General features: G+C 35.1%; 18 protein-coding genes. 4 read left to right on the forward strand and 14 right to left on the reverse strand.

Features of this window, described 5'->3' with window-relative positions; all coding sequences use genetic code 11:
- Nucleotides 1-96 precede the first annotated feature (96 nt).
- Entirely contained in the window at nt 97-828 is a 732-nt protein-coding gene (locus BM012_RS16460; RefSeq protein ID WP_061805740.1) for an SDR family NAD(P)-dependent oxidoreductase, read from the reverse strand.
- Nucleotides 829-943: 115 nt separating this feature from the next.
- Here BM012_RS16460 and BM012_RS16465 point away from each other — a divergent pair, with 115 nt between their 5' ends.
- A complete protein-coding gene (locus BM012_RS16465; protein WP_061805741.1) occupies nt 944-1,399 on the forward strand; it encodes a GNAT family N-acetyltransferase in 456 nt (151 codons plus the stop codon).
- Nucleotides 1,400-1,447: 48 nt separating this feature from the next.
- Here the strand turns inward: BM012_RS16465 and BM012_RS16470 are convergent, their stop codons facing one another.
- The 3 genes from BM012_RS16470 to BM012_RS16480 are packed head-to-tail and all read right to left on the reverse strand — an operon-like array spanning nt 1,448 to nt 3,204.
- A complete protein-coding gene (locus BM012_RS16470; protein WP_061805742.1) occupies nt 1,448-2,074 on the reverse strand; it encodes an NUDIX hydrolase in 627 nt (208 codons plus the stop codon).
- Nucleotides 2,075-2,113: 39 nt separating this feature from the next.
- Complete coding sequence (locus BM012_RS16475; RefSeq protein WP_061805743.1) at nt 2,114-2,767, reverse strand: YczE/YyaS/YitT family protein; 654 nt, start codon at nt 2,765-2,767, stop codon at nt 2,114-2,116.
- A complete protein-coding gene (locus BM012_RS16480; RefSeq protein WP_061805744.1) occupies nt 2,764-3,204 on the reverse strand; it encodes a GNAT family N-acetyltransferase in 441 nt (146 codons plus the stop codon). Before BM012_RS16480 ends, BM012_RS16475 begins: the two co-directional genes overlap by 4 nt.
- 124 nt (nt 3,205-3,328) lie before the next feature.
- On the opposite strand from BM012_RS16480, the gene BM012_RS16485 reads away from it, so the two are divergent.
- Both BM012_RS16485 and BM012_RS16490 read left to right on the forward strand, forming a co-directional pair.
- Nucleotides 3,329-3,781 (forward strand): MarR family winged helix-turn-helix transcriptional regulator, encoded by a 453-nt coding sequence (locus BM012_RS16485; protein WP_061805745.1) that lies wholly within the window; start codon nt 3,329-3,331, stop codon nt 3,779-3,781.
- Nucleotides 3,782-3,945: 164 nt separating this feature from the next.
- On the forward strand, nt 3,946-4,269 hold the full coding sequence (locus BM012_RS16490; RefSeq protein WP_061805746.1) for a hypothetical protein: 324 nt from the start codon (nt 3,946-3,948) through the stop codon (nt 4,267-4,269).
- 134 nt (nt 4,270-4,403) lie between these two features.
- Here the strand turns inward: BM012_RS16490 and BM012_RS27090 are convergent, their stop codons facing one another.
- The 10 genes from BM012_RS27090 to BM012_RS16530 form a co-directional block, all read right to left on the reverse strand.
- Nucleotides 4,404-4,529: a hypothetical protein gene (locus BM012_RS27090; RefSeq protein WP_268801493.1), complete on the reverse strand. Its 126-nt coding sequence runs from the start codon at nt 4,527-4,529 to the stop codon at nt 4,404-4,406.
- 142 nt (nt 4,530-4,671) lie between these two features.
- Nucleotides 4,672-5,241, reverse strand: coding sequence for a maltose acetyltransferase domain-containing protein (locus BM012_RS16495; RefSeq protein WP_061805747.1), 570 nt, complete (start codon nt 5,239-5,241; stop codon nt 4,672-4,674).
- A 104-nt stretch (nt 5,242-5,345) separates the two neighbouring features.
- Nucleotides 5,346-6,554, reverse strand: a complete 1,209-nt coding sequence (locus BM012_RS16500; protein ID WP_061805748.1) for a cytochrome P450 — start codon at nt 6,552-6,554, stop codon at nt 5,346-5,348.
- A gap of 168 nt (nt 6,555-6,722) precedes the next feature.
- Nucleotides 6,723-7,430 (reverse strand): dethiobiotin synthase, encoded by a 708-nt coding sequence (gene bioD / locus BM012_RS16505; RefSeq protein ID WP_061805749.1) that lies wholly within the window; start codon nt 7,428-7,430, stop codon nt 6,723-6,725.
- Nucleotides 7,427-8,596: an 8-amino-7-oxononanoate synthase gene (gene bioF, locus BM012_RS16510; protein WP_407719649.1), complete on the reverse strand. Its 1,170-nt coding sequence runs from the start codon at nt 8,594-8,596 to the stop codon at nt 7,427-7,429. Before bioF ends, bioD begins: the two co-directional genes overlap by 4 nt.
- On the reverse strand, nt 8,583-9,932 hold the full coding sequence (gene bioA, locus BM012_RS16515) for an adenosylmethionine--8-amino-7-oxononanoate transaminase (RefSeq protein WP_061805750.1): 1,350 nt from the start codon (nt 9,930-9,932) through the stop codon (nt 8,583-8,585). Before bioA ends, bioF begins: the two co-directional genes overlap by 14 nt.
- Entirely contained in the window at nt 9,925-10,704 is a 780-nt protein-coding gene (locus BM012_RS16520; RefSeq protein WP_061805751.1) for a 6-carboxyhexanoate--CoA ligase, read from the reverse strand. Before BM012_RS16520 ends, bioA begins: the two co-directional genes overlap by 8 nt.
- A gap of 322 nt (nt 10,705-11,026) precedes the next feature.
- Nucleotides 11,027-11,251 (reverse strand): hypothetical protein, encoded by a 225-nt coding sequence (locus tag BM012_RS26130; RefSeq protein WP_139210361.1) that lies wholly within the window; start codon nt 11,249-11,251, stop codon nt 11,027-11,029.
- Between the two features lie 296 nt (nt 11,252-11,547).
- Entirely contained in the window at nt 11,548-11,994 is a 447-nt protein-coding gene (locus BM012_RS16525; RefSeq protein ID WP_061805752.1) for a PaaI family thioesterase, read from the reverse strand.
- Between the two features lie 364 nt (nt 11,995-12,358).
- Nucleotides 12,359-13,321, reverse strand: coding sequence for an NAD(P)H-dependent flavin oxidoreductase (locus BM012_RS16530; RefSeq protein WP_061805753.1), 963 nt, complete (start codon nt 13,319-13,321; stop codon nt 12,359-12,361).
- An 80-nt stretch (nt 13,322-13,401) separates the two neighbouring features.
- Between BM012_RS16530 and BM012_RS16535 the strand changes: the two genes are divergently transcribed.
- Complete coding sequence (locus BM012_RS16535; RefSeq protein WP_061805754.1) at nt 13,402-13,917, forward strand: gamma carbonic anhydrase family protein; 516 nt, start codon at nt 13,402-13,404, stop codon at nt 13,915-13,917.
- Nucleotides 13,918-13,928 lie beyond the last annotated feature (11 nt).

Raw genomic sequence — 13,928 nt, forward strand, 5'->3', positions numbered from 1 at the left:
AATGTTAGAAAGTTCTAACAGCTATCATTATAAAACTATCTTCCATATATTTCAACAATTGATTAAAATATAGGTTTCTTCTTTTTATTGTGAATTTTATCTTAGATATCCTCCATTATTGAGATCAAAGGTTGCTCCTGTATAGTGCTTAGATTTATCAGATAAGAGAAAAAGAACCGTTTCAGCTACATCCCTAGCTGTAACAGGTGTTTGAATGAGCTGACTGTTCCAATATTCTTGCTTTCGCCACTCTGGAATACTTTTCATCATCGTTGTATCAACCATTGTGGGCGCAACAGCATTTACTCTAATATGTGGAGAGAAGTTTATAGCACAGCTTTTTGTTAATCCTAATATAGCGGATTTTGACAGCCCATAAATGGCGTCAGAGCTTCCTTCCATTCCTGATACTGAGGACATATTAACAATTGTTCCTTTTTCATTATCCCCCATCAGTTTCTTCGCAAAAAGCTGCGAAAAATAGACGGCTCCTTTGACGTTAATATTTAATACAGAATCAATGCTTTCTTCAGTGTAATCTAATATATTTTGTGCAAGATAAATCCCTGCATTATTTACTAGGGCATGTACTTCCTCGCCTTTTTCATCAATCCATTCAAAAAAGCGAACAACTTCTTTATAAGAACTAACGTCTACTGTATATGTAGATAAGTTGGTGTTTTTCATTGATCTTTCTAGCTCTACTAAAGCTTCTTCATTCACGTCACAAGCAATAATTGAATCCCCTTCCTCTAAGCAAAGTCTCACAATCTCTTTTCCAATGCCTGCTCCTGCTCCAGTTACAATTACTCTTTTGTTTTTTAGCAAGTTCAAAACTCCTTACATGATGTAAAATAGTTGTATACTGTAAATTTTACCCCTTCATTCCATTTCCTTCAATAAGATTGGATGAAAAATACAAAGTGTAAAAGGAAGTGTTGTTGTGATAATAAGAAGATTACATAGAGAGGAATCCCCTCCTTTTTCTTTGCTCTTGCTTGCAGATCCTTCTAAAGAAAAAGTGAATGAACATCTAGAAAAAGGCATTTGTTTTGTAGCAGAAGAAAATAAGGAAATAATCGGAGTTTACATTTTAGAAGAAAAAAATAAAACGAGTATTGAGCTTGTGAATATTGCAGTGAAAGAACATCTTCATGGAAAAGGAATTGGCAAAAAATTAATTCAACATGTTCTTCAAAGTATAAAAGAACAAGGCTACGAAACCATCGAAGTTGGAACAGGAAATTCAAGTATAGATCAGCTTGCTTTTTATCAAAAGTGCGGCTTTCGCATGACAGGCATCGAACGCAACTTCTTTTTAAAACATTATAAAGAACCATTATTTGAAAACGGTATCCGCTGTCAAGATATGGTTCGGTTAACATTTTTCTTACGGTAAAAATTTAGCTTAATTCCTTCTCAGAAGGAATTAAGCTGATTATTCAAGCTAGAAATGAAATGTTTTATGCAGTTCATGAATGATTTTTTTATAGTAAAATGGCTTATGTTGAACAAAGTCTTCCCAATAAAAAGCTTTATTGATCGGTATTTTCTCGCCTTTTTGATTTGTTTGAAATCCTTCCACATCAATATAATCCGTTTGACCTAACCAAAGCTCAACAACAGAAGCAAGTTTTGCTCTTACAAGACCTGAAACCTCTTCTTGTTGAAGGGTATACCCTTTAAGTGAGTGCTGAGTTTTATACACGAAAACATGTGCTAGCTCTTTATCAATAAAGTGCGGAAGGGTTACGCTATATGGAATAACACCAAGCGAGAGAAGGTTGTTGAACTCTACTTCAACGCCAAGCTCCTCTTCCACTTCCCTGATGCCATCCATAACCGTTTCATGTGCTAATAGGTGACCTGCTGCTGTAATATCTAACAAATTCGGATAATCTTTTTTCTCTTTGCTTCGAATTTGAAAATAAAGATAACTCTCTCCTTCATGTTCACTAACAAACCAACAGTGAAAGGTTTCGTGCCAGTATCCTTTTTTATGAACCTCATCTCTTGTTTCCTCACCAATGTGCACTTGGTTTTCATCAAATATTTTTAAGTACTCTTCTTTCACTCTATTTCCCCCTACTCGCTCTACCTGTTTTCATACAAGCTATTCTTTTTCTTCTAAAGGTGAAAGGAGAATCCCCTCCGTTTTTTTGAAAATCCATTTTTTTGTTAACGGCATAAAAAACTGTAGAAGAGGTCCGCCAAGCCCTACTGTTAGGAGCGTTCCGATTCCGATTGGACCATGTAGTAAAAATGCAAGAAGTAAAAAGATAACATACAAAACAGTTTTAGATAGCCTAATACTTATTCCTGTTCGTTCAGTTATAATAAGCATCAGATGATCAAGCGGAATTGGAGCAAAGTTTGTATGAAGATAGATAGCTGTTCCAATCCCTATAATAATTAAGCCTACCGTGAAAACAAGAAATTGGCTAGTTAATGTAGAGGGGTTTTCAAGTATTTTGATTAAAAAAAGCCAAAAATCGATGCAAACTCCTGTCATAAAAGCGGTCACTAATCCTAAAAATTTTGGCTTTTGCTTTTTTAAACATGCATTTGTGAAGATAAGAACGAAGGCGATCACAACTTCCCAACTTCCAACTGTTAAGCCAATGTTATGTGATAGTCCAACTAAAAAGGCATCAAAAGGTGACGTTCCAAGGTTTGCTTCTATTGTAAGAGAAATTCCTAAAGTTAAGAGAAGAATGCCTATACTATAAAAAACAAGTGTAAAAGCATTTACTTTCCTTCTTATCATGAGTGAACGAACTCTTTAACCATTAAAACGTGGGGAATGCCATCTTCCATAAAAACATCTGAAGAAGCATCATAGTCTAATTTATGATAAAACCCTTGCGCTTGCACTTGGCCGTGCAGTTTTACAGAAGAAACGCCACGTTTTTCTACGATTCTTTCAAGAGCTTCTATAATGACTTTTCCAAGGCCATATTTCCGATATTGTTTTAAGATGCAAATTCGTTCTAGTTTCCCAACCCCTTCTACAACGCGTACACGTCCTGTACCAACAGGTTCTCCGTTATAATACACGAGAATATGATCACAACCATTATTCGGTTGATCATATTGATCAAACTCGTCTTCTAGTGATACTCCTTGTTCACTCACAAATACCTCTTTTCTAATATAGAACGCAGTCTCTAACTCATCTTTTGTTGTAATTTTCTTTGCTATCATTTTAACCCCGCCTTTTCTAGATTTATCAATGAACATCCTTCATAATGAATGTATTATCTTTACAAAGTATACAAGAAAATGGTTTTGTTGTAAATGCAACAAAATGTAAAACGGAGGTTTTTTTGTGGATGATGTTTTAAGAGAAATTGGAATGATTGCAAGAGCACTTGATTCGATTAGCAATATCGAATTTAAAGAACATAACTTAACAAAAGGACAATACTTATATCTCGTACGCATTTGTGAACATCCTGGCATTATTCAAGAAAAGTTAGCGGAAATGATCAAAGTAGACCGCACAACTGCTGCTCGGTCTATAAAAAAGCTTGAAACGGAAGGATTTATCGAAAAGAAAGATGATCATCACAATAAGAAAATTAAGAAGCTATTTCCAACAGAGAAAGGAAAAGAAGTTTATCCGTTTTTAAGACGAGAAGGAGATCATTCTGAGAAAGTGGCTTTAACAGGGTTCTCGGAACAAGAACGAAAGGAAGTTTTTCAGCTTGTTCAACGGATAAGAAAGAATATTGAAGGAGACTGGGAAGCTGTAAAAAAAGGAAAGAAAAGAGAGTATTAAAAAAAGAGCAGGCCTTTTCTATGAAGGACTTGCTCTTTTTTTAATACTGTTTCCATAAAGATTTTATTTTTTTTATATAAGTTTGTATTAGTTTTTTCGTCAAAATATGTTATGTTATTGTAAAAAAATAGAATCTATAAAACTTTTAATTAAGGGGGTAAACAGTGTACTGGGAGGCTTTACCTAATTGGTGTTGGGTAATATATTACATATTTTTATTAACAACATTGGGAACTGCAATATTTAGTGTTGTAAAGAAGAAAATGAAAAGTTTGGCTATTTTAGCCATTGGATTCACTGTGTCAGTTCCTATGATTAGTCTGATAAATAGCATTGGAAGAACAGAAGGAATAAATGAACTTGAACATTTATTCAGCCAATTGCAACAAGGCGCTATGTGGTCTATTTTTACAATTATAGGCTATTTGTTTTTATTAGTTTGGTGGATTTTATTTTTAATTAAAAATAGGACTAAAACCAAGTTATAGTTTCAAATTAAACAATGCGAAGACCTTTCTGCGAGCTCTTTTATTATGCACTTCTAAACATTTATTGATTTATAATGTTAATTCCCAACATCTTTTCACCTTCACTTTCTAAAAAATTTGAGCTTGAAAATCCATTATTTCTCCCTCTTTTCTTCAAGAATTTCGATGATTCTCTCATTTTGCTTTACGATTTTCCTCATCTGCGTATCTAGAGACAAAATCGTTACAAGGACAATAACAAAACCAATCAGACCTAGCATTTTAACCTCCCCTTTCCCTTTAATGGTAACATAGTAAATTTAATCCTGTATAAGGTAACCTCTTTCTTTGTCCAAAAAGCAAAAAAAAAGAAAACCTTTAAAAGGTTTCTCTTTTTTTAGCTTTTTCTCATATAGTCATTGTTTATAGTGGAGAAACTTCAAGATTTTTAATAATTCGGGCTGGATTTCCTCCAACTACTACATTGTCAGGTACATCTTTCGTCACAACTGCTCCAGAAGCAATAACAACGTTATGACCAACGTTTACCCCAGGATTAATAATCGCTCTCCCGCCAATCCAAACGTTATTTCCAATTGTAACAGGTATTCCGTACTCTCCTGCTGTATTTCGTTCGTGAGGATCTAATGGATGTGTAGCTGTATAAATGTGTACGCCTGGAGCGATAAAACAGTTATCTCCAATTCGAATCTCGCATACATCGAGGAGGACACATTCAAAATTCATAAAAAAGTTTTTCCCTGTATGTATGTTGTACCCATAATCACAGCGAAAAGGTGGCTCAATATTAGCATGCTCACCTCCTGAACCAAACAGCTCTCCTAAAATCTCTCCTTTTTCTTCATCACTCATTTCAATGTTATCATTATATATTTTTAGTAGTTTTCGTGCTTTCTTTCGATCTTCTCCTAACTCCATATCATCTGACTGATACAATTCCCCAGCTAACATTTTCTCTTTTTCAGATTTCATCTCTTTCTTCCTTCCTCTTAATGTCATCGCTTCACTACAACTATACTTGTATATACAAGACAATTCAATAAATCTAACGCTCACACAAAATTCTCATATGGATACTAATCAAATGTCACGTTCAGTTCTACTAAAGATTTGAAGCCAATGATTTTTCGGTAATGTCCATTGAAATCTACCGCTTGTAAATTTCGTACTTTTTGTAAAAGTCGTTGGATAGCAATTTTGGCTTCTAAACGTGCTAAGGAAGATCCCAAGCAGAAGTGACTACTGTGTCCAAAAGCAAGATGGGGATTTGGATTTCTTGCAATATCAAGCTGATGAGGATTCTGGAACTTTCTAGAATCTCGATTAGCAGCTCCTAAAAATAAATAGACTTGTTCTCCTTTTTGGATAACAGTCTCATTTACTGTAATATCTTCTGAAGCAGTACGAGCGATGAGCTGTGCAGGACTTTCAAATCTCAAAAATTCTTCTATAGCTGTTGTTATGAATTCTGGGTTATCCTGTAAATTCTCTAATTGCCTTGGGTTCTGAATGAGTAAAAAGATAGAACTACTAATAAGATTAACCGTCGTTTCATGCCCAGCGATTAAGAGTAAAACGCATGTTGCTATGAGTTCATCATAACTTAATTTTTCTTCTCTCTGTTTTTCCCCAATTAATTTACTAATCAAGTCTTCTTTTGGTTCTTGTTCTCTCGCTCTAATTATTTTTTTGAAATATGCTATTATTTCTTCCGTTACTTTGCGACTATTCCCTAACGTTTTCGGAGATCTCGTAAAATCAATGGATTGAATAAAAGTAGCTGTCCATTGTTTAAATAAGGGATAATCCTTTGCTGGCACTCCTAATATTTTAGCAATAACAGAACTTGCTAAAGGGAAAGCAAAGTCAGATACAACATCCATAGTTCCTCTACAAATAACTTGATCTATTAGCTCATCTACTGTTTTCTCTATAAAGGGGCGGCATTCGTTTATGATATTTGGTGTAAAGAATTTAGTAACAAGAGAGCGTAATTGTCTATGATGCTGTGGATTAGTAAATAACATCATATTCTCTTGAATCCGTCTAACATTTGCGTAGTTGCGAGAAAAAGCTGGAATAGGAGGACGGCTGTGAAATCGTGAATCTTTGAGGATTTTTACCGTTTCTTCATACCCTGTTATGTACCAGCCTTGATATTTTAATAATGTACTTTTATAAATAGGATTAATGGATCGCATCTCTTCATAAAATGGATATGGGTTTTGAAAAAACTCTGAAATATTGAAAGAAAATGACTGTATATTTGTAGTATTCGTTTTCATGTTATCCTCCTGGGTTATTTTAAAGTAAATAAGCAGCCGAAATTCACTCGACTGCTCGCTTCTACTTTCCCTGTACTAAAATCTCTTCGTAAATAGTTTAATAAAGACGAAGCTTTTTCTTTTATAATTCTTTTCCCTTTAAAAATTCATCTTTTAAAAATAAAGTACTTATTCGTATTGCTGTTCCATCCTATTTATAATAAGTTTTGTATCAAGATGTTGATTCACTACCATCTCGATATTTTCTTTTGTTATCTCCTTAAGTTTTGGGACAATTCCTAAAATAGGGACACCGCACATCTCTTCTATGGATTTAGGGTTTGTTTGTTCATCTAACCCTGGGTTATCATTCATTCCATTGATGATAATGCCAGCAATCTTTATCCCTTGACTTTTAGCATAATGAACCGTTAGGAAAGTATGGTTCAGCGTCCCAAGGTTAGGACGAGCTACAATAATAATGGGAAGGTTGATAGATTTAATCAAATCACTAACTAAAAAGTGTTTACCGAGCTGGACGGAAATTCCTCCTGCTCCTTCCACAATGAAAAAGCTATGTATAGGTTTTATATCATTCCATCTTGTCATCACTTCATTAAGCCCTACTTCTTTTCCCTCTAACTTCCCTGCTGTATAAGGAGAAAGAGGTTCTTTAAATGCAAAAGGAGTAATTTCTTCATGCGAGAGCTTAGTTCCTGACATAACTTTCAATAAACTTGTATCACTGTTAACATCATTTCGACTTATTCCACTTAAAAATGGCTTAAACACGCCAACATTTCCTTTATGCTTTTTTAACAGTAGGGCGAAAGCACAAGAAACAACGGTCTTCCCTACTTCTGTATCTGTTCCTGTTACAAAGAATCCAAAATTCAAATCACTTTCATCTCCTTTCCTGTTATATAGAAACTGTCTAATATCCTCTCTATCTCGTTATCCTTGTATTCCGATGTTATCGTTATCCGTATTCTACTTTGCCCTTCTGCAACAGTAGGGGGGCGAATGGCAGAAGTATAAATTCCTTTGCTTTGTAATCTTTGCGAAAAGGAAACAGCCTTTGTAGAGCTGCCGATCAAAACAGCTACAACCGGTGTCACACCTCCTTTTACATTAAATCCCATATCCTTTAATCTTTTTGTTATTTCTCCAACAACTGCAAATAAGCGACTCCGTTTTTCATCACTTTTTTCAATAATTTCAAGAGCAGTATATGAAGCAGCACAGATAGCCGGTGACATAGCGGTCTGAAAAATAAAGGTACGGGCATGATTTCGTAGAAAATCAATAAGTATGCGAGAACCTGTTACAAATCCACCTTCTGTTCCTACTGCTTTGCTTAACGTTCCAATAATAATGTCTGGATGAACATGAAAATGTTCACTTGTTCCGCCCCCTGTTTTTCCTAGCACACCTGTTGCATGAGCATCATCTACAATTACATACGCCTTATACTTCTCTGCTAGTTTCATGATTTCAGGTAAAGGCGCGAGAGTTCCATCCATACTAAAAACACCGTCTGTTACAATAAAACGCCGCTCATATTGCCCTGTGGCTTCTAACTTCTTTTTAAGCTCAACCATATTAACATGCGCATAAATGACTGTATGTGCTCTTGACAATCGACAGCCATCAATAATGCTAGCATGATTGAGTTGGTCACTTAAAATGACATCACTTTTTCCTGGAATAGAAGATAATACCCCAATGTTTGCAAGATAGCCGCTTGAAAACAATAAAGCAGATTCCGTTTTTTTAAATAATGCTAACTTTTTTTCTAACTGTTCGTGCAATAATGTATTACCAGTCGTTAAACGAGCTCCGCTACTTCCTATCCCAAACGTTTCTACCGCATCCTGAGCCGCTCTGATTAAACGTCTATCATTAGAAAGACCTAGATAATTATTAGAAGAACAAACAATCTGTTTTCTTCCATCAATCTCTACCTCTGTTTCCGGAGCGCTTTGCATTATTTTTAATGTTCTATATAATCCTTTTTCCTTCATTTGTGAAAGTCGATTTTCAAGCTCATCATTGAAGGACACGACTCGTTACCTCCGTAATCGCTTGCTTTATAATCCCAATCATTTCTTTTAAATCTTCTAATGTACTTGCAAGTGGCGGCATCAGAACGATGACATCTCCAAGCGGACGAGTTAGCATTCCAAGCTCCCTCATCTTTAAAGATACTTTGTAACCTATTCTCTTATCTGGCAGAAAAGGTTGTCTTGTTTCTTTAGATTGGACAAGTTCAATGCCACACATAAAGCCAAGTTGGCGAACATCCCCAACATGAGGGAGTTCGTATAGTGTGTTAAGCAGTTGTTTAAGGCTTTCACTCTTCTCGGCCACTCTTTCTACTATATCTTCCACTTCAAATAATCTTAAATTTTCGAGAGCGACAGCACAGCCAAGTTGATTCCCTGTATAGGAATGGCCATGAAAAAAGGTTTTCATATTTGAATAGTCATCATAAAATGCTTCATAAATCCGTTCTGTTGCAAATGTTACTGCGATAGGTAAATATCCCCCTGTAATTCCTTTTCCAGCAGCCATTAAATCTGGTTGCACATTTTCATGCTCACATGCAAACATTTTCCCTGTACGACCAAATCCTGTTGCTACTTCATCAACAATTAATAACACTTCATATTTTGTACAAAGCTCACGTACGCCTGACAAAAATCCTTCTGGCATCACAATAATCCCTGAAGCTCCTTGGACAATAGATTCGATAGATAAAGCAGCAATTGTTTGATGGTGCTCTTCTAACAATTGTTCAAGTGCCTGTAGACATTCATCACGGCATACACAAGGGTCTTGACTCTCTGAACGATATACATAGGGAATAGGAGCTTTAAAACTTTCAAACATTAATGGACCATATACATGATGAAATAAATCGATAGACCCAATGCTAACGGCTCCAATTGTGTCTCCGTGATAACCGTTTTTCATAGATATGAATTTTTGCTTTTCTGGTTTTCCAACATTTTTCCAATATTGAAAAGCCATTTTCAAAGCAATTTCTACTGCCTCTGCACCACTGTCTGAATAAAAAACACGGGTTAAGTTCTTAGGACTTATGTTAACAAGTTTCTCCGCAAGCTCAGTCGCTGGAACATTTGTCATACCAAGCAAAGTGGAATGAGCAATTTTTTCTAACTGCCGTTTTATAGCATCGTCAAGTTCCTGTTTACGATGTCCGTGTACATTTAGCCATACCGAAGAGAAACCATCGTAATATTCTTTCCCATAAACATCTTTAACCTTTATTCCCTCTCCACTTTCAATGATGAGCGGATTTTCATCATAATCTTTCATTTGTGTAAACGGTAACCAAAGATGTTTTTTACTTTTTTCAATTAATTCACTAGTCATGATTTACCTCCCATTGAATAAGAACAGGGTTCTTTTTTAAGTAATCTATGTATTTCGTTATATCTTCGGAGCTATTAACAAAGAAGATACGGCAACCTTGCTCATCCCCGTATTCTTTTAGACTTGTAATCCGCTGATATCCAAATTTTTTACTAGCCACATATCCTGTCGTGTAATCCGGATCATCAGACCAACATAGTTCTGCAACTGTGGCTTGGTGCATGCTTACTTTTGAGGCAAGGGTTATAGCTTCTTTCAATCGATCATTTTGATTTGCTGCAATCTCTCTATTCCATTTCTTAAAGTTTTCATCTCGCCAATCCATTCTAGATACACGAATCCCTTTTCCATTCCCATGACTTTCATCTAATCGTCGTCCTGTCTTACTATCGATAAGAATGGCACCGCTGAGTTCAGCATGATCTTCCATTAGTAGGTAAGCTTTTTGAATAATATGAAAAGGAACTCCACATTTCATTAATAGGTTTTGAGCTAACAACTGTCCCTCATCAACTGAATGTGTAATATGTGTAGTAATTGTTAGAGGACTAATGACTTGAATAGGCTCATCTACTATTTCAAACTGAATTTGAGCAAAGTCTGGTGTTCCTCTTGAATGGGTTAAACTTTTAAGAAGCAGCTTATCTACTGCCCCTCTAATTTCATCAAATAAAACAAGTTGTTCCCCACCTGATATATGTTTCCCTCCTTCCTCGTGTGGTTTACTCTTGGAAGCTCTCATTCTGACACTATAATATGGTAACTCTCTCATTCTCTTGTCCCTGCTTTCATTCTAAAACTGAACCTCAATAATAAAATGTTTACTAGTCTATATATGTTAACTAAATATAAGTTTAGGTTAACATATATAGATGTTAACTCCTTTACACAATTCTGTCAATTTCATAACTAAAAGGCTATGTTTGATTTTTGAGACAAAGATAAGCTCTCTCTATAAGTTTAAAGAACACTACTTTTATGTAGATAAAACATAAAGTTCAGGTTATTGCTACAAATTTTGCATACAAAAACAGAGAACCCCCACTCTAATCTTTAGATTAGAGTGGGGGTTCTCTTATAGAAGTTTTAAAGTTTCAAGTGTTTCTACTCTTTTGGTTATACTCTGCTTTTACCCCAACAATACAATAATAGATAAGAACGAAGAGAACTAAGAACAAGCCACCTCCAAATGTAATAGCTCCTGTTACAATAAGACTTGTGTGATAGTCTAATGACACATCCGAGAACATGCAGAATAATCCCGTTATGATAAGTAAAATAGCTATCATCATTAATGCCTTAATATGTCTATGTATCAATGTTATTCACCACCATCTGTTCATCTTAAATGAGGAAGAACAAAACGTAAACCTATATTACCATATATTCCAATTTAAAACATTTATATTCTATAAATTACAAATATCAATCCCAATAAAAAACAAGGATATGTTTTATCATATCCTTGTTTTTAAGCTGTTATAATGAATGATTAGCTGCGTAGTTATGTATGATTAGGAAATTACATTCAAGACACATTATAATTCCCTTTCTCACACATCCTCAAAAGATTCAAGATTTCTATCCCTCGAATGATCGCTTTAATTCTTCTTATCTATTCAACAGGAACAAAATAATGATTTTTACGATAAACTAGGGCGTCCATCGTAGCCAAAAGTTCTCCGGCACTTTCTACTCTAATTTTATACCAACCTGTACGGTTATTTCGTTTCTCTTCTACAGCTTTTGCTATTAAACGCGATCCCATCTTTCCGGGGGCCATAAAATTAACATTTGTTGATAGCCCAACAGATGTCTTTCCATAAGAATTACTAGCTGCTGCAAAAACATAATCTGCTAAAGAAAAGATAATTGCTCCATGGACTGTCCCATGTGCATTCAACATATGATCTTTTATATCCAATTCTGCGGTTGCTGTACCTTCTCCCATATGAATTAATTTCATGCCTAGAAATTGTGCAAAGGGTTCTTGTTCCATAAGAGAAAAGATTTCATTATAGTATTTTTGATGAATTTCTTGTTCCGTTATATTCTTTTTCATTATTGATTCCTCCGCTTTTTAGGACTAGTAAAACACCTGCCACATAGGAAATGGTTCCAATTTAAATTAAATAAGGTGGAGAAAAAGACCATTTTATATTTCTACATATAAATCTAAAACACTAGGATAATGACTTCCTGTAAGATTGATTTTCTAAGAGCTCTACCTCTTAAAAGGTTCTTCAATAGCACCTATATCAAAAATCAAAGATAGGTGGCATACTCTAGTAGGGTTTCTGCACTTAAAGCGCTTTCAAGAAAAGACAACCGGAAACTTGTATAAATAGAAATCTTAATTGTTGATAAGAATCAAAAAAACAAATCTAATTCTTCTATAAAATAAAGACCAAGGTCCCGATTATAATTTAAGATGTGAACGTTTCAAAAACTGAGAAGGATTGTTGAATTTGTGATGAAGCTTCTTCCATCATGTTTTCCAATAACTCTTTTACACTAGGAATATTCGAAAGTAAACCTGCTACTTGGCCACTATTAATAAATCCATTTACAAAGTCTCCTTTTAGAGCTCCTATAACATGGAGATTTTCAGAAGTCATTTTATTGTATTCTTCTAAAATCATTCCTTCGTTTTCTTTTTCAACAATTCTATTTGCATATGGAGTATTTAATATTCTTCTTACCTGCCCTACCGAACGTCCTACAACAATTGTATCTGTATCACTTGCTTGAATTAATTTTTGCTTATAGCTCATGTGAAATGGTGCTTCTTGCGTAGCAATCAGACGTGTACCAATTTGAACTCCACTTGCTCCCAACATTAAAGCTGCTGCCAAACCTTTCCCATCTCCAATTCCACCTGCAGCAATTACAGGGATATCCACACATTGAGTAAGTTGTGGAATAAGCGTAAATGTTGTGAGTTCAAGATTCGAATTAATTCCGGCCGCTTCAAACCCCTCTGCTACTAATAAATCCGCTCCTGCTCTCTCTGCTTTTCTAGCATGTTTGACAGAAGCGACTACTACGATTACCTTTATACCGTACGAATGAAGTTTTGGAATAATCGAAGTAGGATTCCCTGCTGATAATGAGACAACTGGAATATGATTATCTATAACTACATTTATGATATCCTCTAAAAAAGGTGTAACAGTAATAGGAATGTTTACAGCAAAGGGTTTATCTGTTCTCCTCTTTGTTTCTTGAATCATTTCTTCCACTTGATCTGGTGTCATAGTACCGCATCCAATTGTACCTAATCCTCCTGCCTCTGATACAGCAGCAGTGAGAATTGCGTTGCTAATATTCCCCATCCCCCCTTGAATAATAGGGTATTTAATATTTAATTGCTCTATCAAATGTAACATTTTCACCACTCCCCTCATAATAATGTTATACTATGGATGAAGGAAAAACAATTATAAATTCTATATAAGGGGGATCTAGTATGATTATTTCTTATAATGAAAAAGAACCGAATATTGATAAAACAGCATTTATAGCGCCAGGGGCTTATGTAATAGGAGATGTAGAAGTTGGGGAAGAAACGACGATTTGGTTTAACGCTGTTTTACGCGGTGATGAAGGCGCTATCAAGATTGGAAAGAAATGTAGTATTCAAGACAATTCAACGATTCATCTATATGCTGGCTGTCCAGTCACTGTTGAAGATGAAGTAACAATTGGACACAATGTTATTCTTCATGGATGTACAATTGGAAGACGCTCTATTATCGGAATGGGTGCTACCATATTAGATGGAGCTCAAATTGGTGAAGAATGTATTATTGGAGCTAATTCACTTATTCCTTCTGGAAAGGTCATTCCACCTCGTTCTCTTGTTATGGGGTCTCCTGTAAAAATTGTTCGTGAAATAAATGAAAAGGATTTAGAAGTTATTCAATTGTCTATTGATTCTTATGTCCAGAAAGGATATGAGTTCAAGAAAATTTTAAGCAAATAAAAATTCCTAAG

The organism is Priestia endophytica DSM 13796, from assembly GCF_900115845.1.
Lineage (GTDB): Bacteria > Bacillota > Bacilli > Bacillales > Bacillaceae_H > Bacillus_I > Bacillus_I endophytica.